At 69.2% G+C, this 19,632-nt stretch carries 19 protein-coding genes and 2 pseudogenes; 6 read left to right on the forward strand and 15 right to left on the reverse strand.

The genetic code is table 11. The features are described 5' to 3' along the window. From ABZ863_RS32415 to ABZ863_RS32440, 6 genes and pseudogenes are all read right to left on the reverse strand, one after another. Positions 1-634, reverse strand: a pseudogene (locus tag ABZ863_RS32415) (hypothetical protein); the annotation flags it as partial. Then, positions 631-1,632, reverse strand: a complete 1,002-nt coding sequence (locus ABZ863_RS32420) for an ATP-binding cassette domain-containing protein (protein ID WP_358543361.1) — start codon at positions 1,630-1,632, stop codon at positions 631-633. The gene ABZ863_RS32420 and the pseudogene ABZ863_RS32415, both read right to left, overlap by 4 nt. 292 nt (positions 1,633-1,924) lie before the next feature. Next, complete coding sequence (locus ABZ863_RS32425; RefSeq protein WP_358543364.1) at positions 1,925-2,200, reverse strand: hypothetical protein; 276 nt, start codon at positions 2,198-2,200, stop codon at positions 1,925-1,927. A gap of 50 nt (positions 2,201-2,250) precedes the next feature. Beyond that, positions 2,251-2,835, reverse strand: a complete 585-nt coding sequence (locus ABZ863_RS32430) for a hypothetical protein (protein WP_128464665.1) — start codon at positions 2,833-2,835, stop codon at positions 2,251-2,253. Then, the gene (locus tag ABZ863_RS32435) at positions 2,832-4,247 is read right to left on the reverse strand and encodes a hypothetical protein (RefSeq protein WP_358543367.1); all 1,416 of its coding nucleotides are present in this window, start codon (positions 4,245-4,247) and stop codon (positions 2,832-2,834) included. The genes ABZ863_RS32430 and ABZ863_RS32435 overlap by 4 nt, the downstream gene beginning before the upstream one ends. A gap of 245 nt (positions 4,248-4,492) precedes the next feature. Next, positions 4,493-5,104 carry an MFS transporter gene (locus ABZ863_RS32440; RefSeq protein WP_358543374.1) on the reverse strand — a complete coding sequence of 204 codons (612 nt, stop codon included), beginning with the start codon at positions 5,102-5,104 and terminating at the stop codon, positions 4,493-4,495. Between ABZ863_RS32440 and ABZ863_RS32445 the strand changes: the two genes are divergently transcribed. Together ABZ863_RS32445 and ABZ863_RS32450 are read left to right on the forward strand one after the other, a co-directional pair. Further along, on the forward strand, positions 4,991-5,551 hold the full coding sequence (locus ABZ863_RS32445) for a DMT family transporter (RefSeq protein ID WP_358543377.1): 561 nt from the start codon (positions 4,991-4,993) through the stop codon (positions 5,549-5,551). The genes ABZ863_RS32440 and ABZ863_RS32445 overlap by 114 nt on opposite strands. Before the next feature lie 162 nt (positions 5,552-5,713). Then, positions 5,714-6,690 (forward strand): annotated as a pseudogene (locus ABZ863_RS32450) (IS3 family transposase); the annotation flags it as partial. Between the two features lie 766 nt (positions 6,691-7,456). Here ABZ863_RS32450 and ABZ863_RS32455 read toward each other — a convergent pair. Continuing rightward, complete coding sequence (locus ABZ863_RS32455; protein ID WP_358280220.1) at positions 7,457-8,230, reverse strand: hypothetical protein; 774 nt, start codon at positions 8,228-8,230, stop codon at positions 7,457-7,459. 112 nt (positions 8,231-8,342) lie between these two features. Between ABZ863_RS32455 and ABZ863_RS32460 the strand changes: the two genes are divergently transcribed. After that, positions 8,343-8,639, forward strand: a complete 297-nt coding sequence (locus ABZ863_RS32460; protein ID WP_240674820.1) for a helix-turn-helix domain-containing protein — start codon at positions 8,343-8,345, stop codon at positions 8,637-8,639. Positions 8,640-8,664: 25 nt separating this feature from the next. Here ABZ863_RS32460 and ABZ863_RS32465 read toward each other — a convergent pair whose 3' ends face one another. From ABZ863_RS32465 to ABZ863_RS32495, 7 genes are all read right to left on the reverse strand, one after another. Continuing rightward, a complete protein-coding gene (locus ABZ863_RS32465; RefSeq protein ID WP_037969629.1) occupies positions 8,665-10,107 on the reverse strand; it encodes an FAD-dependent oxidoreductase in 1,443 nt (480 codons plus the stop codon). A gap of 171 nt (positions 10,108-10,278) precedes the next feature. After that, positions 10,279-11,529, reverse strand: a complete 1,251-nt coding sequence (locus tag ABZ863_RS32470; RefSeq protein WP_128462665.1) for a peptide synthetase — start codon at positions 11,527-11,529, stop codon at positions 10,279-10,281. 36 nt (positions 11,530-11,565) lie between these two features. After that, a complete protein-coding gene (locus ABZ863_RS32475; protein ID WP_240674822.1) occupies positions 11,566-12,021 on the reverse strand; it encodes a DUF3159 domain-containing protein in 456 nt (151 codons plus the stop codon). A gap of 5 nt (positions 12,022-12,026) precedes the next feature. After that, entirely contained in the window at positions 12,027-12,293 is a 267-nt protein-coding gene (locus ABZ863_RS32480; RefSeq protein WP_240674824.1) for a DUF3159 domain-containing protein, read from the reverse strand. 70 nt (positions 12,294-12,363) lie between these two features. Further along, on the reverse strand, positions 12,364-13,014 hold the full coding sequence (locus ABZ863_RS32485) for a GPP34 family phosphoprotein (RefSeq protein ID WP_128462666.1): 651 nt from the start codon (positions 13,012-13,014) through the stop codon (positions 12,364-12,366). Between the two features lie 1,005 nt (positions 13,015-14,019). After that, on the reverse strand, positions 14,020-14,388 hold the full coding sequence (locus ABZ863_RS32490; RefSeq protein WP_023418068.1) for a VOC family protein: 369 nt from the start codon (positions 14,386-14,388) through the stop codon (positions 14,020-14,022). Positions 14,389-14,417: 29 nt separating this feature from the next. Beyond that, positions 14,418-15,191 carry an SDR family oxidoreductase gene (locus ABZ863_RS32495; RefSeq protein ID WP_023418067.1) on the reverse strand — a complete coding sequence of 258 codons (774 nt, stop codon included), beginning with the start codon at positions 15,189-15,191 and terminating at the stop codon, positions 14,418-14,420. An 81-nt stretch (positions 15,192-15,272) separates the two neighbouring features. Here ABZ863_RS32495 and ABZ863_RS32500 point away from each other — a divergent pair, with 81 nt between their 5' ends. Both ABZ863_RS32500 and ABZ863_RS32505 read left to right on the forward strand, forming a co-directional pair. Beyond that, positions 15,273-15,851, forward strand: a complete 579-nt coding sequence (locus ABZ863_RS32500) for a TetR/AcrR family transcriptional regulator (protein ID WP_033950894.1) — start codon at positions 15,273-15,275, stop codon at positions 15,849-15,851. Positions 15,852-16,098: 247 nt separating this feature from the next. Beyond that, on the forward strand, positions 16,099-16,905 hold the full coding sequence (locus ABZ863_RS32505; RefSeq protein ID WP_358543369.1) for a MerR family transcriptional regulator: 807 nt from the start codon (positions 16,099-16,101) through the stop codon (positions 16,903-16,905). Positions 16,906-16,911: 6 nt separating this feature from the next. Here ABZ863_RS32505 and ABZ863_RS32510 read toward each other — a convergent pair whose 3' ends face one another. Next, on the reverse strand, positions 16,912-17,697 hold the full coding sequence (locus ABZ863_RS32510; RefSeq protein WP_128462669.1) for a MerR family transcriptional regulator: 786 nt from the start codon (positions 17,695-17,697) through the stop codon (positions 16,912-16,914). A 168-nt stretch (positions 17,698-17,865) separates the two neighbouring features. Between ABZ863_RS32510 and ABZ863_RS32515 the strand changes: the two genes are divergently transcribed. Continuing rightward, entirely contained in the window at positions 17,866-19,377 is a 1,512-nt protein-coding gene (locus ABZ863_RS32515) for an alpha/beta hydrolase (RefSeq protein WP_358193160.1), read from the forward strand. Positions 19,378-19,632: the final 255 nt, after the last annotated feature.

Below are 19,632 nucleotides of genomic sequence, written 5' to 3' on the forward strand. Positions count from 1 at the left end.
CGAGGTGCTGCTCGTGCGGCCCGACTCCGACTGGCCTGCGCCCGCGCACAACGTCCGGCAGTCCGTCGAGAACGGGCAGGGCGAGCAGGAGCGCGGCGGCGGGCAGGACGAGGGCCAGCAGCCAGGGTTCGCGGGTGCCCAGCAGGGCCGCCGAGACGGTGAACACCGTTCCGGTGGCGAGGAGTTGAGCGAGAGCATGGGCGTAGAAGAACTCCAACGCCTCGACGTCGCCCAGCGCGGTGGAGGCGAGGTCGCCACTGCGGCGGCCGGCGACACGGGCGGGGGCGCTGCGGGCTATCCCGTCGAAGACGCGGACGCGCAGGAGTGCCAGGACCCGGTAGGCGAGGTCGTGGGAGAGGTCCATCTCGCGCCAGGTGGCCAGCGCCCGCACGGCGGCCAGAGCGACGAGCAGCGCCATGGTGGCCGCCGAGGGGGGCCGCCCGTCGATCACAGCGGTCCCGACGGTGTGGGCGGCGAGGGTGACCAGGACGACGAGGGCCGCCTGGTCGACGAGGGCGGCCGCACAGGTACGGGCGGTCATGGCGCGGTGGGCGGCGAGCACGGGCAGCAGCGAGCGCAGGGCCTTGTGCGGGGGCGGGCCGGCCGGTGGCTCCGGCGGGGTCGGCGGGGTCATGCGGCCTCCTGCTGCATCGGGGTGACGGTCCGGCCTGCGGCCACCAGGCGGGCGTACAGGCCGTCGGCGGCGAGGAGTTCGGAGTGGGTACCGGCGGCGTCGACGCGGCCGTGGTCGAGGACGACGATGTGGTCTGCATGGCGGACGGCTTCGAGGCGGTGGGCGACGAGCAGGCAGGTGCGGCCCCGTCCGGCTGCCAGGAGTTCCCGGGTGATGCGGGCCTCGGCGCGTTCGTCCACGGCGCTGGTGGCCTCGTCGAGGACGAGGACCGGGGCGTCGGCGAGCAGGGCGCGGGCCAGGGCGAGGCGCTGGCGCTGGCCGCCGGAGAGGGTGGCGCCGCGTTCGCCGATCACCGTGTCGTACCCGTCGGGGAGCCGGGTCAGCTCCTCGTGGATGCCGGCGGCGCGGGCGGCCTCGTGGAGCTGGGCCGAGGTGGCTGCGGGGCGGGCGAGGCGGAGGTTGTCGGCGACGGTGGCGCGGAAGAGGTAGGTGTCCTGGGAGACCACGGCGACACCCCGGCGGAGCGCGTCGAGCCGGTACGCGGCGGTGTCCAGGCCGCCGACGGTGACCCGGCCGGAGTCGGGGTCGCGCTGGCGGAGCAGGAGGCTCAGCAGGGTGGACTTTCCGGCGCCGGAGGGGCCGACCAGGGCGGTGACGCGTCCGGCCGGAGCGGTGAAGGCGACGCCGGCGAGGGCGGGTCGGATCCGTCCCGGGTGGGTGAAGTGGACGTTCTCGAAACGTACTTCGGGGGGCGTGGCCCAGTCGGCGGCGGCGGTGCCCTCGTCGGGGACGCCGCCCTCGGCGTGGCGCAGCGCGGCGATGCCGTCGACGGCCGACAGCCCCAGGTGCCCGGCGTGCCACTCGCGGGAGAGGTCGCGGACCGGGCGGAAGCACTCGGAGGCCAGCAACAGCAGCAGATAGGTGCCGGTCGCGGCGGTGCCCCCGGTGGTGGCTGCGGCGCAGGCGACGAGGACGGCGGCGACGGTGCCGCCCTGCACGGCGAGGTCGGTCAGGCCCGTGTCGGCGAGGGATCCCTGGGCTGGCTACGAGGTGGGGCGGTGCGGTTTCTGGTGAAATCCCTGGTCGTAGGGGGTTTCTGAGGGGTGGTGTGGTGGTCTTGGTGCTCGCTGAGCTTTAGGCCGGCCACCCCGGGCCCTCCCCGGTGTCCGGTGGGTTCCTTACAGTATGCATCCATCCGGACCCCGGTGACAAGAAGGCGGTGCCTGACGCTTCGTCAGTACAACAGCCTCGGAGGCCCGCCAGATTGGTCTACACCGCAAGGTCTGAGGGTTAGGGCTTGAAGCCCTCTATCTGCTTCTCGATCAGCAAGCGCGTTACATTTGCGGCCTCCTTCGGAATATCCGCCAGAACGATGACGGGGTAGGGGGCTATGGTTCCCCACATCCACCCCATAAACGCAGCTGTCAGCAGGCTCCCCACCACCGCGCAGAAAGACAGGCGAACCAGCGGTCCACGTCTTCCCTCAGCCCCGCGAGGAGAGCAATTCTGCTGTTCAGTTTGGTTCATTCCTCGAATGTCTCCCCTTTTGAAGTGCATTGCCTTCACGAAATGAGAGTGGCCCGGCAGAAATGCCGGGCCACTCTCATTTCGTCGCGCTATGCGCTGATGCCGATGGAACCGACGTATGCGTAAGCCGCATATTCGGAGTCAAGGTCTGAGATCACGTCATCCCAGATCTCATCAAGGGTGTCCAGATCTCCTGATGCCCATGCATCGACCGCATCATCCCAGATGTAGCGGGCGGTGACCGTCCTCTGAGAGATGACCCGCTTCCGCTTCTCCGGCACCGCTGACTGGTCGACCGGGTGGATTTCGATACGCCGGCCCCGGCCCTCGTTGTCGAGAAGCCGCTTGAGTGCCCCCGACCGGATCAGGTTCGCCCGGCGCCGCTCCCAGTACGCCGCGTCGACCGCCGCCAGCTTGGCCCGGCTAGGGGTACGGCCCGCAGCCCAGGCACGGCGCAGGCGGTCGGAGACGCCGTGCTCGGCGAGGGCGCGGTGGCCGGCTGGGCTGTCGAGGTAGCGCAGGCGTGCGCGGAGGCCGCGCGAGGTGGTCACGGGTGAGGCGATGCCGCCCTCGCGGGCGATGCGTTCGATCTCTTCCCCGAGTGCCTGTGCGCCTTTCTGGCCCTGTGCGTGGTACTTGCCGAAGTCTGTCCACAGGTCGCTTGCGCCGCTCACTCAGTCCCTCCCAGCGTGTAGATGTTCTTGGCCTTTACCTGGCTGAGTCCGCGGCCTTCGGGAAACACTGCCTGCCAGTTGCCGGACACGTGCAGTTCGTCGGTACCACTCATCTGCACGACGGTGAGACCGGCCTTATGCGCCTTGTGTGCTTTCAGCCACAGGTTCACGAATGCCTGACTGCGGATGATGTGCATCCAGTCCGGCCGCCGGATTTCCCGGTTCGCCGCGCTCTCGCCGATGGTGGAGACGAACTTAGAATACATTGACTTGACGTATTCCGTGGTCACTTCTTCGTTATTAGCGATAGCCTCATCCCTGACCGTGACAAGGGCGCGACGCATCTTCTCCAGAAGTCCTTCGGAGGCTCCGGAAGTCCATGACTCCATGATCTTCGGCGGGGTACAGAGGTCCATTTCGGCGCACCGGATCAGGGCCCTAAGGGTGGGTTCGGTGATCCAGAGGGGACCTGGCTCCTGTCGCGACCCCAGCGGAGAGGGCAGGTCCGGGGTGAGCCACTCCCCCGGGTCGACCAGGTGCACGCCGGACCGCTTCGGGTCGTGGTGGTCGCCCTCGGAGTGCGTCAGCTTCCCGATCGGCAACCAGGTCTTGAGTGCCGCGAGGTACGCCGCGTTCATGTCCAGGGCGGTCACGTCCATGGTGATGTGGCCTGCGCGTGCGGCGCGGTGGAGGTCGGCCGCGCGCCACTTCGGCCGGCCCTCCCAGATCGCGTCGGCTCCCTTCTGGCTGCGCTTCTGGAGGATGCCGGCGGTGGGGGGGAACTCGCTGTGCTCGTACCGGCCGCCGACGCGGGAGGCGGCGAACAACGCCATCACGTCGGGGACGGCGCGCTTGATCAGGGCGGCCTGCGCGGCGTCGGTGTCGCCGCCCGCCTCGGTGAGGGCGGCGGCGACACGGTCACGGATGAGATCGGGCAGCGGCCCGGCCGGGGCGGCGCGGCGGGGGGTACGAGGCACCGAGCTGGTCGTGGCGGCGGCTGGGGCGGGAGCGGGCGCAGGCGCGGCGGAGGAGGCAGGGGCGGCCGGGGCGGGGGCGGGGGCGGTCTCGGCCGGTGCGGGGGTGGCGGTGGGGGCCGCGCTGCAGGGTGCCGGTGGCGCGGGGGCCGACGGCGCCAGAGGCACGGCGGTCTGGGTGCCGGTGGTGGGGCGACGGGCGGCGGGCAGACAGCCAACGGCGTGGGTGGGGCCGGCCAGGAGATCGAGAGTGGACATCCCCCAGTGGGCTGCAAGCCGGTCGCAGTCGGTCAGGGTCCAAGCAGACTTGCCGGACTGACGACGGCTGAGCTGCGGTTGTGTGAGGCCGATGGCGGCGGCCACGTCGGGCTGCCGCTCGCGCGTGAGCTGCATGAGGGCGGCGACAGTGAGACGCAACGTCTCCTCAGTACTCATCATGGGCACACCCTAACCGAAGTATGCATTAATCGCATTGGGCATGCGAATGGCGCACACATTCGGAGGGTCATCCGGTCGTTGATCAGGGCACGAGACCCCGCCGCCCTTACTGGTCCTCAGTCTGCGTCCGGGTCGAGGGCGTGTTTCATGGGGTGCGGTCAGGAACCGCTTCAAGCGGTCTTGTTCGACATGCCGCGCGGTGTCGTTCGCCTGACCGGCTGGCAGGTCCGCGTGGTCTCTGCGTCCTACATCGCCTTCTCCCGGCTGCGGGCCCCGGCGTCGGGCACGGGCTTGGTTCCGCTGGAGGAACGGCCCTTTCCGACCGCCCAGGTGATCAGGGCGCAGAGCGCGAATCCGGCTCCCAGGACGCTGGATCCGGCCCATCCGTGGGTGGTGAAGGCGGAGGTGGTGGTGGCCGCGCCGAGGGCGGAGCCGAGGGAGTAGAAGACCATGTAGGCGCCGATGACGCCGCTGGTGCGCTCCGTGTGCGCGCTGGTGAGCGTGTGCTGGTTGCTCACGTGCACGACCTGGACTACGAAGTCGAGCAGCACGACGCCGACGATGAGCAGCCACAGCGACCAGGGCAGTTGGGCGATCGCGGCCCAGGAGACGAGGAGCAGGGCGAGCGCGAAGCCCGCCATCGGCACTGCCCGCCCCGCGTCCGCCCAGCGTCCCGCGCGTGCGGCGCCCAGCGCACCGGCGAGTCCGGCGACGCCGAACATGCCGATCTGGCTCTCGCTGAATTGCCATGGCGTGTCCGTCAGCGGCAGCGACAGTCCGCTCCACAGTGTTCCGAAGGACGCGAACAGGAAGAACGCGATGAGGCCGCGTGTCAGGAAGAGCCGTTCCCCGAACAGCGCGCCGAGCGCGGTGAGTGCCTGATCAAACCCCTGCTGCGCCGTTACACCGGGCTCGAAGTCGCCGCTTACACGATGTGGGCCGGGACCGCTCTTCTCGCCCCCCTTGCCCCCAGCAGCGTCCGGGCCATGCTCGATGCCCCGGCTGGTGCGACCGCGGCGGTCGTCTTCCTCGGCCTCCTGCCCTCGGCCGCCGGGTTCGTCATCTGGGGTTACGCCGCCGCCCGGCTCAGCGTCACCGCCGCTACCGCCGCGCTCTACCTCGTCCCCGTGGTCACCCTCGCCGTCTCCTACCTCTGGCTCGGCGAGCAACCGCACCCCAGTGCGATCCTCGGCGGACTCATCACCATCGCCGGCCTCGTCCTCCTCAACAAACGCCGCAGCGCCACCAACCCCATCCCAGCCCCGCCCCCGTCACCAACCATCCTCCCGCGCCACCACTCCTGAACACTGCGTCACCGCCTGCCGACCCACACAGGAGAAGCCCTGGTGCCTCGACAACCGGCCCATGCCGGTGGAGAGCATCCTGGGTTACCTCGGATCGGGCCTTGCCCCCTGATCCTGGACACACGAGACACTGGATCCTGAGGATCTGAGAACGGACATCTCGTGGTCATGAAGAACTACCCGCCGGAGTTCAAGGCGGACGCGGTCGCGCTGTACGAGTCGCGGCCGGAAGCGACGATCAGGTCAGTCGCGGCCGATCTGGGGATCAACCCGGAGACCCTGCGGAACTGGGTGAGGGCAGCCGGGGTGAGCCGTCCCCGAGGACGGCGGGCACAGGAACCGGCCCTGTCGCCGGCGCCGCTGGAGGCGGAGAACGCCGCCTTGCGGAAGAAGGTCCGCGAGCTGGAGGAGGAACGGGAGATCCTGCGGAAGGCGGCGAAGTATTTCGCCGGGGAGACGCGCTGGTGAACCGCTTCCAGTGTGTCGCCGACCTCCAGCGCCGTCACGACGTGAAGCGGCTCTGCAGGATCCTCGGCGTCGCCCGCTCGAGCTTCTACTACTGGCGGCGGACGGCTGCGGACCGGGCCGCCCGGCAGGTGGCCGATGCCCGCCTGGCAGCCCGGATACGGGCGGTGCACCAGGAATCGGACGGCACCTACGGAGCTCCGAGGATCACCGCCGAGCTCCGCGAGGAGGACGGTGTCGCGGTCAACCACAAGCGGGTCGCCAGGGTCATGCGGGAGTCCGGGATCGAAGGAGTCCGGTTGCGCCGCCGGCACCGCACCACCGTCCCTGATCCGGCTGCGGCCCGGGCGCCGGACCTGATCGGCCGCGACTTCACCGCGGACAGGCCGAACACGAAGTACGTCGGTGACATCACCTACCTGCCCGTCGACGGCGGGAAGTTCTGTTACCTGGCGACCGTCATCGATCTCGCATCACGCCGTCTCGTCGGCTGGGCGATCGCCGACCACATGCGCGCGGATCTCGTGACCGACGCCCTGGCCTCGGCGGTCCGCACCTGTGGCAGCCTCGCCAAATCGATCATGCACACTGACCACGGAGCCCATTACACCAGCAGAGCATTCGCCGAAGCATGCAGGTCAGCAGGGGTGCCGCGAAGAATGAGCGCGGTCGGCTTTATCGTCTGCAAGCGGGTGCGCGGTTGTGCGGCTCTGACAAGAGCGTTGGGCTGCGCTCGGGATCGGTACCGGCCGTTCCGCCGGCGCAAGCAGACGGTTACCGACAGCCGCACCGAGCCGCGTTTCGGTGGACAGCCGGTGGACAGGCGCCTTTGGACGGCGCATTACGGGGTGGTACGGGTCAACCTACTGAACCTGCTCTGATCAGGCCGAACGTCACTGGGTGGTACGACGAGGCACTACGCAGCACGATCGCTCCCGGTCTCGTAATGCGTAGGTCTCGGGTTCGAATCCCGAAGGCGGCTCAACGGTGAACCCCAGGTCAGGCTTCTGACCTGGGGTTTCTTGTTTGGGATGACCTGGGAATCCTGTCAGACCGGGCGCCGTCCGTCTGTGCATGTGATGCGCAGGTCTCAGGTTTGTTCTCGCTGTCGTCTGTGAGCTCCGGCAAGGCTCTGACCTGCTGTTCCGGTGCAGTGCAGCCCTTCGGTCGCCGCGTAGTCACTTGCTCTGGTGGACAGCCGGTGGACGAGGGCGCGTGATGTCGCGTCAGGAAGACACCTTCCGAGGGGGTGGGAGCTCCGGGTGTCTGCGGAGGGGCAGCTGGCCGAAGTCTTCCTGCGCTGATCCGGCATTCGGAAGAAGCCTCTGAGTAACAGCTGCCTGTCGCTGCTCAGCCACCAGCCTGTTGGTCGCCCTCGGCCGTCATGTCGGAGCGTGCTCGTCGGACCGCGATGCCCTGAGCGTGAACGAGCGGGCGTTGTTAGCGGCTGAGGGTGCGTGTTTCGATGAAAGAGATCCAGCCTGCGACCTTGGCGCCGGTGAGCCTGACGCGGCCCTCGGCGGTGAGGCCACCTGCGTTGAGGACGGTTCCGACGGTGAGTCGCGCGGCGTCGACGGCATCGCCGTTCGCGTTCTTGACTTGGGCGTCTTCTAGATCGACCGCCCCTTCGACATGCGCGGTGCTGAGGCGGATCCCACCCACTGTCACGAGGTTGGGTGCCCATACATCGGCGCCGACAGTGGCGTGATCGAGTTGGAGCGCCCATCCGCCACCAGTTCCGAGATGCGCGTGGTCCAGGAAGATTCCGCTGGAGATCTCGGCGTTGCTCAGCTGGACGCTCCCCGCTATCCGGCAGTTCGTGAGTCGGAGCGCCCCGTCGATGCGGAGGGACCTGGCCGCCAGCGCAGGAAGAGAGGAGCCGCTGAGGTCGAGTTGACGGGTCTGCGCCCCGTCGAGTTCCAAGGAGTGGCGGAAGTGACAGGAGGTGAGACGGATCGGGTGGTGTATCTCTGCGTGCTGGAGGTCGAGGACGCCGGTGATCCTCGCTCCGGCGACGCGCAGAGCAGGCGCCTCGCCGGGCTCGGATGAACCTCCCAGGAGGAGGGCCCGGATGACCTCAGCCCGTATCGTTCGTTCCGCCCCCTGGATTGTCGCGGGGTCCTCACTCTCGTCCCGTCGGACGTCGATCACTGCGCCGCGAGGGAACGCCTGCCAGATGCGACGTTCCAGAGGCGTCAGGTCGGTGCTGTTCATCCGCAGGACCTTATCCGTCGAGGCACCGCGATACAGGAGGAGCGGCTCCCTTGTCTCACAAGCGGCCCCGGCTCGCCCCTTTGTTGGGTAAGGGGGCGGGCAGAGTGACCAGGTGGCCGAACGTGTGCGCGTCCGGGAGGTTGACGATGACGAGGGCAGGCGGTTACTGCCGGTCATTCGCAGGGGCACCGGTTCGGTGGTGACCTGGCGACGGGCCCGGATGGTGCTGTTGTCCGCACAGGGCATGGACGTGGCGAAGATCGCCGAGGTGACGTTTACCAGCGCCGACCGGGTCCGGGATGTGATCCACGACTTCGACGCCGACGCCGACGCCGACGCCAGGGGCGGCGCGCAGGCAGGCTCCGGTGTTGGTCAACAGGAGGCGGGGATGAGGAGTCACTGCCGCTGAGCAGAGCGGCGAGGTCTCCTTCGCCTCACACGCGCGGGCATCCGGCGTCGGCGGTGTATGTGGGGAGCGGTGTGGCGGTGAAGACGGAGTCCGGGTCGACTGCGGACTTGACGGCGAGCAGGCGTTCGGTGTTCGGCCCGTAGGAGTTCGCTATCTGGTCGGGAGTTTCCGGCCCCAGGAAGTTCGCGTAGCCGCCCGGCAGGGAGAACGGTTCGAGGGCTGTGTGGGTCTCTTCCAGCCAGCGCAGGTGCGAGGACCTGGCGTCGCCACTGCCTGTGTGTTCCTTGTTCTCGCCGTTCTCCCACATGGAGATCAGCTCGACCATGAGGTGTGGTTCGCGTCGGCCGAAAGCTGTGGAGCCGAGAGCAGGGCGGGTGGCCGCACCGTGGAACTGGTGCCACACGATCGCGGAGAACGGAGAGGTGAACTCCCGGGCGGCGCGGTCCAGCACGGTCGCGATGGAGCCCGTGACACTCTGGACGGTCCGTGTGCGGATCGCGCCCATGCGTCCAGGCGGGAACATGCCGTCCGTCGCTGCCAGCGTCGTGGAACGGGCGACCGGTCCGATGTCGGCGAGCACGGGTGTACCGAGTTTCGCCAGGGTGCGTACCGGTCCGTTCTCGGCGTTGCCCACATCGAGGTTCCCTGACCAGGTCGGCGCGACGTACACCGTCGGTTCTCCTTCCGGGCCCGGAAGGAATCCCACGTCTACCGTCAGCTCGTCGGGACTGTCCTGAAGGATCCCGCCGAGGTCGGCCAGAATGCCGGCGCTGTGGTCGATCGGGTACAGGATGGTTCCCGAGATCACGGTCGGTACCGGGTGGAGACGGATCCGTGCCGAGGTCACGACGCCGAAGTTGCCGCCGCCGCCGCGCAACGCCCAGAAGAGGTCCGGGTGATGCTCGGCGTCGGTGTTGACCCGTGAACCGTCGGCCAGGACGACCTCGGCGCCGAGCAGGTTGTCGGCTGCCAGGCCGAATTGGCCCAGGAGAGGGCCGTAGCCGCCGCCGAGCGTGAGGCCGACCATGCCGACGGAGCCCGCCGTTCCGGTGACGGCGGTCAGGCCCGCCCGCTCGGCTGCCGAGACGACGTCGGAGGAGAGAGCCCCGCCGCCCACCGTCGCGTACCGGTGGTCGAGGTCGACCTGCACCTCTCTCATGTCGGTCAGATCGAGGACCAGTCCTCCGGGACGGAACGCCCGGCCCCAGAAGTCGTGGCCCCCGCCACGCACGGAGAGGGGCACTCCATGAGTGCGAGAAGCGCGTACTCCCGCCTGCACGTCAGCGGTGCTCGCGCACCGTACGACGACGGAAGGGCGGATATCGACCGCTGCGTTGAACAGCGCAACGGCTCGTGTGTATCGCGGTCCGCTGGTGAGCACACGGCCTGCAGGGATGTGGGACTTCAGCTCAGCCAGGAAGGCGGTACCGGGAGTTTTGTGGGCATCGGCGTCGGTGGGGGACTGCATGGTCACTCCTGGGTCTCACTGCGGCTGTCGAGGGGGCGGTGTGGATGCGGTGGCCGGGTCGGTTCGGGTAGCGCTCTGCCCCTTCGACGGGGGCGTTCCGGGCGTTCCGGGCGTTCCGGACGGCGGACGGCGGACGGTGTGTCGGGGACGGTGCTCGGTGTCCTGAACGCATCAGGAGGAGGGCGCGTCGGGTTCGGTGCACCGCTGGGCGAGGACGGTGGCCATGTCGGGCAGCAGAACGGCCAGGGGGTCGTGGGTCAGCTCCGTCATGCGTAGGCGTCCCCCGCAGGTGGCGACACCCAGGACGTGTTCACCGGTCAGTTGGGTGGTCTGCGCCGGTCCCCACAGAGCGGTGAGGCGGGCGCGGCCGTGTGCAGGCGCCTCGACCACCCCGAGATTGGTGATCTGGATGTCGGCGGCGGTGACCACGGTCATCATCGCCTCGGCCTCTTCGGGGGTGGCGGGCGGCTGCCGGGCCAGCGCCTGCGAACCGGCCTTGAGTACCTGCGGTGCGCGCTGGCGTTCCAGAGCCTGGTGATGGTGCCGGGCAAGTTTCCAGAATTCCCCGGCCTGGGACGCCTCGCTGACTGTCCGCGCTCCGGCGAACCGGTTGGCGACGGCGTCGGGCAGACCTGCGGCTCGGCGCAGGTCGACCGGGCTCAGCACCCTCACCCGGGTGCGGCCCGCGCGGTGGAGGACCGTGCTGGCGGCAGCGCACAGCGCGGCGTGCACGGACACGCCCTCCGCGCGGCAGCGGGTCACCAGCCGGGCGGTCAGCGCGCCTTGCAGCGCCAGAGCGGATACGTGCGGTGCCCGTCCGGAGAACCGGGTCAGCTCCCCGGGCGCGTTCACCGGCTCGTCCTGGGGAGGCCCTACGGGAGGCGTCGCCGCGTCGAGAGCCTGCAGGAGGGTCTCCTGGGAAGGCGGCACATCCGGCCCCGGAGTGGGTCGGTCGCTCTCCTCGTCGCCGTCGAGGGCGGCGACGAGGTCCGCCACCACTCGTATGCCGCCGGTGCCGTCGGTGATCTGGTGGGCGAAGGTCAGCACGATGAAGCTGCCAGTCTCCGCGGGAATCAGTACAGCCCGCATGAGCGGGCCGGGCTCCGGGGTGATGGGGCGCGTCTGTTCACGGGCGATGACCGCCTGCCAGGGCGTTCCCTCCGCGGCGGTCTCGATGCTGACCGGGCCCTCTGCCCAGCGGTACCGGGCCTGGGGGGCTCGGCGGTCGACCGAGACGCGGAGCAGCGGGTGCTGTGCCTGCACCTTCCGCAGCGCCCTCGCCAGCGTCTGCTCACCGACCCTGCGGTCGATCTCGGCGACCAGGGAGAACTGGACAGGGTTTCGGTGCATGTAGAGATCGATGGTCCGCTCGAAGGCTCCGAGGTCCCTCACCGTCTCGGTACGCGTGCGGCTGATCGACATGAGGCCCCTTACTCGCTGAGGTGAAGTGACTGCTCGCTACCTGGACGCATCCTGACGAGGGGGGAGTTCGGCCTCCTGCTGAGTGACGGGCGGGACCGGCCGGCTGTCCACCAGACGTTTGGACGTCGCGCGGAAGGCCCAGGCGACGGCCAGTGCGGCGACCACGGTGAGGGGGGTGCCCATGGAGATCTTCGCGAACGCGAGCCAGCCCGTGGCGTCGTGCAGGTAGAGCCACTGCTTGACCACGAACCGGGCGCCGAGGACGCTGGCCGCTGCCAGCGTGGCTATGTCGTGTGCCCGCAGAACCTGACGGTCCGTTCGCCAGGCGTACGCGCCCCCGTGCAGGAGGTTCCAAGCCACACCGGTCAAGGGGCGACGAAGGAGGACCGAACCGAAGGTGGCGAGGAATCCTGCGAAGGCCACCCAGATGCCCAGCAGGAAGAAGTCCTTGGCGGAGCCGGTGAGCGCGACGATTCCTGCAGCGACCAGCACGCCGGTCAGGCTGCCGGAGGCGGCGAGAAGACGTTCCCCGCGCAGCAGCCGGTGAGTACCGCACCGGTTGCTACCGCCGCGATCACGGCTGCCTTTGTCGACAGCAAGGCGAGTGCGATCACGAACACCGCGACCGGGACGGTCGAGTAGACGAAGCCCGCGGTGCCGCCCATGGAGTCGAGCATGGGCGAACCCGGGGCGGGGGGCGGTGCGCTTGCGTTGCCCCGGCCGTGAGTGGGGGAGGGGGTGTGCTCGCCTTCGCGTTGGGTCATCGATCACTCCTGGTCACGTGCTGCGGTCGTAGCGTCTCTTGGATGTTCCTCGTCGCGGTCGTGGGGCGATTCAGGCGCTCCAGCCGCCTCCCACGGCGCGGCTCGCGAGATAGGAGTCGCGCAGCGCCTTGCGCAGTCCGGGGACGAACGCGTCGAACCGCGCCGCTTGCGCCTTCAGGGCTGACTTGTGGATGCGGCGGTCTTCCTTGCTCCACACCGAGGTGAGCTCCAGCTCGACCGCCAGGACGGCCATCGCCAACTCGTCTGTCAGGTCATCGGCGGGAGCTCCGTCGAGCACGATCGCGCGCACCCGGTCCTGCAGGGCGTGCACCAGGTCCGGGTGCACCACGGTGACCCTGTTGGTGGACACGACCCCCAGCTTCTTCTGCCGTTCGATGGCGACATCCCCGGAGGCGAGCAGCTGGTCACGGACCGGGGTTTCGGCTGTGTGCGCCTTGTTGTGCAGGAACTTGAGCCAGCCCTTGGGCTTGTCCTCGGGCAGGTCGTACCAGACCGACGCCGTGAACGGATCCTCAGGCGGACTGCCGGGGAGCCGCCGGACCTTCCCCCCGGTCGCGTCCAGCAGGTCCCCGCGGGCCAACTCGGTCATCGCTCCGGCCCGCAGCAGCTGGCCGCGCCCCTGAATGTTGTCGAGTTGGAACTTCTCCTTCTCGACGGTGTAGCAGAGCATGTACAGCTTCTGAGCGAGAGTCGTGGGCATCGTAACTCCCCGGATACGTAGGCCGAAGTGAGCAGTAATTACCATCACCGATAAGAGAGTGGAATGCGCGTAGTGGGGGGCTCGGCGGTCTCGTCCTGCCTTCCTTCAATCCCTGCCGAGGGCTAGATGGCATAGATTGGAAGTTCGTCCATCTGTCAGGGCGTAACCGCTGCGCTCTCGTGGCTTCTTTGCTTTCCAGGAGGTCTCCTACCTCCGGTTCGAGCCGTGAAACTGGTGACGTTACGGCATAGTTCTGTGCGCCCTGGAGAATGGACATTTCGCGATCTGTTGCACGGTGCGCGCCGGGACCACCGTCGTGACGGAGGCGTGACCGGGGTCCGCCTGGCGTCCGGGGGCCGTCCGGACGGGATGTGCGGGATGCCCAGGGCGCGCTGCTCTGACCGCTCTCGCGCCGGTCTTCCGGCGGATACTGTCCGTCCTGCTGGGCCGGGTCCGCGAGCCGACGTGGGCCGAGGGATCGCGGTTGGTGCGGAGACCGGAGCCGACGCCGGCGAAAGGTGTGCTGGACGTGCGGTAGCACCCGTGGAAGAGGCCTTGGGTGCACCCGGAGCGCCGGTGACGGGGCGATCTCCCCCTGAACTGGTCAGGAGGTGGTGTGCTGTGAGTGGGTGGCGGCGAGGGCAAGGCGCGGGTTTTTCTTTTCCCTTTCGGTCTGCGCCGTCAGTATCCGCGGATCACATCGCCGAGCCCGACCGGTTGTGCGCGCTGGACTTAATCTCTCATCGCTTTCACGGTGCGTCTGTTATTCGAGCCGGAGCGAATCAGGCGCGGGCGGGTCTCTGAAACGGGTTGAGTGACCTCGCCCGGCATGTCGAGGGTGACCGGCAGCTCCGGAGGGAGGGTGTCCTGCCCGATGGCGGTGTGGTCAGGCATGAGGTCGGAGACGGCCGTGCGGACGGTGTCGGTCTGCGCGGCCGGGGCTGCGGGGGCGGCGGCCGCCCTTGCTGCCTTTGACGACAGGCGGCTCGGTGGACGGCGACCGGCTCAGGTTGAGCGCAGGCAGAAGGGGTGTCCGGCCGGGCTGGCGTAGACCCGGCTACCGGTCCGGGTTTCCGGGGTGACCTCGTCGGTGGGCCGCAGTCGGGTGGCGCCGGCGTCGGTGGCCGTGCAGTCGGCGGTTGCGAGGTCGTCGACGCCGAAGTCGAGGTGCATCTGCTGGGAGGTGCCGTCCGGCCAGTTCGGGGCGGTGTGTCCGGGGGCGGACTGAACGACGATCACCGGGAGGCCGGGAGCCTGAACGAAGTGGTGCGTCGGGGTGGGGGTGAGGGTGCCCCCGAGCAGCCGGTGCCAGAAGGAGCTCTCCTTCTGGATGTCGGCGGCGTCGATGATCACGGAGGTCAGGGTGACGGGCATAGGGGTGTCCTCGCGCTGTCGGTGGTTGCTCAGACGGTCGGGATGATGCCGCCGTCGACGCGGAACTGTGCTCCGGTGAGCCATTTCGCGCGGCTGGAAGCGAGGAAGGCGATCATCTCGGCGACGTCCTCGGGGTCGCCGGGGCGGCCCATGGGGACGTTCAGGTGGTCCACGATCTGCCGGGTGACCTCTTCGGTGGTGATGCCTTGCTTCTCTGCCATGTGCTTCAGGTGGGCGGTGGCGCCGTCGGTGACGACGAACCCGGGAAGGACGCAGACCACGCGCACGCCGTGCTCGCCGACCTCGGTGGCCAGTTCGCGGCTGTAGGTGTTGAGCGCGGCCTTGGCGGCGGCGTAGGACGCCTCGGTGCGCTGAGGCAGTTGGCTGGCGATCGAGGAGACGTGCACGACGACGCCGGAGCCCCGCTCGACCATTCCCGGCACCAGGGCCCGGTCCAGGCGCACGGCGCTGAGGAGGTTCGTCTCCAGGTCCGCCTGCCAGGACTGGTCCGACCGGCTCAGGGTCGGCGCCGGGGAGCTCGCCGCGCCCGCGTTGTTCACGAGCACGTCCACGCCGCCCACCTGCTCGATGACGCGGCGGCCGAGTTCGGCCACACCCTGCTGCGTGGAGAGGTCCGCCGCGAGGAATACGGCACCGCTGTCCTCCTCGGGCCGGCTGCGGGAGGCCGTCAGCACGGTCGCGCCCGCGGCGACGAAGCGGCGCACGGTCGCCGCGCCCAGGCCCCGGCTGCCGCCGGTGACCAGTACCCGCAGGCCGTCGAGGCTGTTGTCCGTGATGGGCATGGGGTCTCTCCTCCGTAAGATGAAGCTGACTCCGGAAAAGGTACACGTAAACGGAGTCGGACTCACCTTATGGAGGTTCTCTTGCCGCAATCACGCCCGCTGCGCGCCGACGCGCGACGCAACCGCGAGGCACTGCTGTCCGCGGCCCGCCAGGCGTTCCTCGGCGGCGACACCGACGCGCACGTCGAGGACATCGCCCGCAGCGCCGGCGTCGCCGTCGGAACGCTCTACCGCCACTTCGAAACCCGCGAAGCGCTGATCGAGGAGGTCTACCGCAAAGAGGTCGACGACCTGTGCGCCACGCCCGGCGTCCTGCTGGACCAGCACGCCCCGGAGGAGGCGCTGCGGCGCTTCCTGCTGCTGCTCGTGGACCACGCGGCGGTGGGCAAGGGGATGTCCAGTGTGCTGGAAAGCATCATGGCGACGGACTCACACGTCTTCGACGACGCACGCACCCGTATGGCCGACGCCCTCTCCCTGCTGCTCGAAGCCGGCAGCGCGGCCGGCACCGTCCGCGACGACGTCACAGGCTCCACCCTTCTGCGCGCCCTGGGCGGCATCTGCGGGATGCGCGCCACCGAGGGCTGGTTGGTCGAGGCCCGGCAGATCACCGCCCTCCTCTTCGACGGCCTGCGACACGGCGCCCCGCAGTCACCCTGAGCCGGGGGCCGCGCGCCAGACTGCTCTCACCCCTCATCCGGGCCCACCGGCTTCCAGGGAAACCTGACCCCGCACCCCGAAGCTGTGCTGGACGACCGTGTTCGAACAGGAACCAACCAGCGTCGTGTTCCCTTCAGGCACCCGCAGCCACCGGTCATCTTCTGAACCTCGGCGGTCTCCGCACATCGCCAAGAGGCTGGGGCAGCACCTTCGTACGCTCCGACCTGTCCCAGCCTGCCGTTGCGTCATGGTTTTCAATGGGGCTCGCGACGTGACCGCGTCGGAGCACCGGACGGTGGGGGAGATCTCGATCATGGCGTGGAGCACTCGGGAGATGGCGGAGCTGGCCGGCGTCAGCCTCAGGGCCGTACGGCACTACCACGACATCGGCCTGATCGAGGAGCCGGAGCGCCGCTCCAACGGCTACAAACAGTACGGCGTGAGCCATCTTGTCCGGCTCCTCCGGATCAAGCGCCTCACCGCTCTGGGCTTCTCCCTCTCCCAGATCGCGGACATGGACGACGCCCCGGATTCGGGTCCCGATCCGCGTGACCTGCGGGCTCTTGACGCTGAGCTGGCCGCCACCATCGAACGTCTGCAACACGCACGTGCCGAGGTGGGCGCCCTCCTGCGCGGACGAGCCGCGAGCGATCTCCCCCTCCGCTTCGCCTCCGTGGACAAGACAGCCGAGCTTCCTGACCCGGACCGCTCCTTCGTCACCGTCCTCGGTACGGTCCTCGGGCCCAGCGGGATGGATGCCTATGCCGACCTGCTCCAGCAGGAGTCGCAGCCCGTGGCACGTGAACTCAACGAGCTTCCCGCCGACGCCGACGAGCTGACCCGCCAGAGTCTCGCCGAGCGTCTCGTGCCTTACGTCCTGGGTCTACGGTCCCGCCATCCCGGGCTCAGCGACCTGGCGTCAGACGCCCCGCGCGGTCGACAGCACACCGCCGGCACCCTCGGCAAAGCCATCAGCGATCTCTACAATCCAGCCCAGGTGGACGTCATGAAGCGGCTTGCCGGGCTCCTGTCCGACGTCGATGCCCCACGGTGACCGCGCTCAGGGCGCCGCTTCGCGACCCGGTGAGTGCGGCCCGACGCGCGCCTGATGGTGTGACGCGTGCACGCTGTCGCTCTCGACGAGGATGCTGTGAACGCGTCGCAGCACATCGAGGTGCGCGCGGTTGTAGAACTCGACCAGGGCGTGCACGGTGACCGAGTCCGCGAGCGCCCTTTCCCGGCGCGAGGCCAGCCCGAGGTCGGCCAGAGCAGGGTGGGCCCGGTGCTGCTGGCGGACTTCGGGCGCCATCTGCTCGGCCAGCCGCTGCCGTACGTCGTCGGGAGCGTCCTCCTCGAGCGCCGCGAACTCCGCTTCGAGGTCGCCGCGAGGTCCCGAAAGCTGTTCCTGGAGGGCGGCGATCGCTTCGGGTGTGAGAATGCTGGAGTAGGCCACCAGCAGGGATCGCTGGGTTTCGGGCAGGTCGTCGGCAAGCGTCCTGAAGTCCGGGGGCATGTCGAGCGCGGCCCGATTGTCCATGATGGCCGCCAGGTCCCGCCGCATCCGCTGTCGGCGTTCGATGTCCGCCGCGAGTTCGGCGTCCAGGTCCCGAAGGATCTGCCGTGCCCTCTCGTCACCGCTCTCGACCGCGGGGACATCTGCGAGGGCCACGCCGAGGTCGGTCAGTCTGCGGATACGCAGCAGGCGCACCAGATGGCTGACGCCATAGCGCTTGTAGCCGTTGGACGCCCGTTCCGGCTCGTCCAGCAGGCCGATCTCGTGGTAGTGCCGGACGGCCTTGGCCGTCGTCCCCGCGAGTTCCGCCAGCCGACGTGTACTCCACGCCACCAGGAGCCCCTTTCCAGGATCGTGCCCGGAGGGCATTGGAAACCCTGCCCCTGGGGCACGGTCAACTCCGTTCGGTTCCGGCTCGCCACCGGTTGACCGTGCCCCAGGGGCAGGGAGTGGGATGGTCGCGACCACCCCCACCACGAACCCGGTATGCGGAGACTGGACATGGAACGACAAAGCAGTGTCGGCCGGAACCTGGCCCTCCTGGCGGTCATCGGCCTGGGCGCGTCACTGATCACTGTGCCCGCCGCCGCCGAGGGGACGAGAACGCCTCCGGTGGAGTGGGGCCAGTGCCCCGACGACGTCGGGGCGGAAGCCGCTCCGACCGTGCTGGAGTGCGCCACCGTGCGCGTGCCGGTGGACTATGCCGAGCCGGAAGGCGAGCAGATCGACCTCACCGTCTCGCGGCTGGCCGCCACCGACCCGGACAAGAGGCGCGGCGTCCTCATGCTCAACCCGGGCGGTCCCGGCGGATCCGGACTGGCGCTGTCCGCGCTGCTGGTGGCCCAGGGCCTGCCCAGCAGCGTCACCGACCGCTACGACTTGATCGGCATGGACACCCGCGGGATCGGTCATTCCACACCGGTCAGCTGCGGTTTCACCACAGACAGCCTCTACTACTCCAACATCCCGCCCTACGCGGTCGATGACGCTGCGGTCACCGCGCAGGCGAAAATCGCTGAGAAGGCAGCCGAGCAGTGCGCGGACAACGACGACGATGGCGGGCTGCGCCACCTGACCACCGCGAACACCGCCCGCGACCTGGACCGGATCCGGGCCGCGCTCGGCGAGGAGAAGACCAGCTACCTGGGCTACTCGTACGGCACGGCCCTCGGCGCCGCCTACGCGTCGATGTTCCCCGAGCGTTCCGACCGGATCGTGCTCGACAGCAACATCGGAGACACTCACCTCGACCGCGACGGCATGCGCCGCTACGTGCTCGGCATGGAGCAGACCCTGCCGGACTTCGCGAAGTGGGCGGCCAGCCGGCACGACAGCTACGGTCTGGGCCGCACACCTGGGCAGGTACGGGCGTCCTACCTCGCCATCGCCGGCAGGCTCGACAAGGCTCCGGTCGCGGGGATCGACGGCAGCCTCTTCCGGCTCCTGACGTTCGGCCACCTGTTCAAGCAGACGCAGTACCCCACGCTGGCGCAGACCTGGCAGACGCTGCGCGAAGGCGACGAGGCCGCGGCCCGCGGTCTGACGGCCGCCACCGGGGAAGCGGCGGACGGCGCGCTGTCGCCGACCGACAACGCACTGACCGTGTTCCTCGCCGTCACCTGTAACGACGCCGAATGGCCCGAGGACGTCAACACCTACCGGCAAGGCGTCGCCGAGGACCGCGGACGCTACCCGCTGTATGGCGCCGCCACCGCCAACATCACCCCCTGCGCCTTCTGGCCGTACACCCCCGCTGAACCGCCCGTGGAGGTCGACGCCGAAGGCCCGCGCAACGTGCTGCTCCTGCAGAACCGGCGGGACGCGTCGACTCCGCACCTGGGCGGGAAGATGCTGCGGGAGAAGTTCGGCGACCGCGCCCGGCTGATCAGCGTCGACGACAGCGGGCACGGTGTCTACGTCCTGGGCCGGAACTCCTGCGCGTTGAACACCACCACGCGCTACCTCGTCGAGGGCGAGATGCCCACGAAGGACGCGTCCTGCCGCGCGGATTGACCACCGGACCCGCGCCGCCGGCCCCGTCCGCTGTTGTGACATCTTCCGACGTACCCGTCGACGCCGGTTCACAGGCAGTGCCGTAGTCCGCAGGGTCAGCAGTACGCCCTGCCGACGCGGGATCAGGGCACGGTGAATGGTGTAGCAGCGCATCGGAGCCCGGCGCCCTTGGTGCCAGGGCTCTGACGCGTTTCGAGGGGCGGGTCCTACGGGAGCCATGCGGGGCAGTGGCGGCCGGGTGCGGGAATCGGGGCA

The organism is Saccharomonospora sp. NPDC046836 (assembly GCF_040645195.1).
In the GTDB taxonomy this organism is placed as follows: domain Bacteria; phylum Actinomycetota; class Actinomycetes; order Mycobacteriales; family Pseudonocardiaceae; genus Prauserella_A.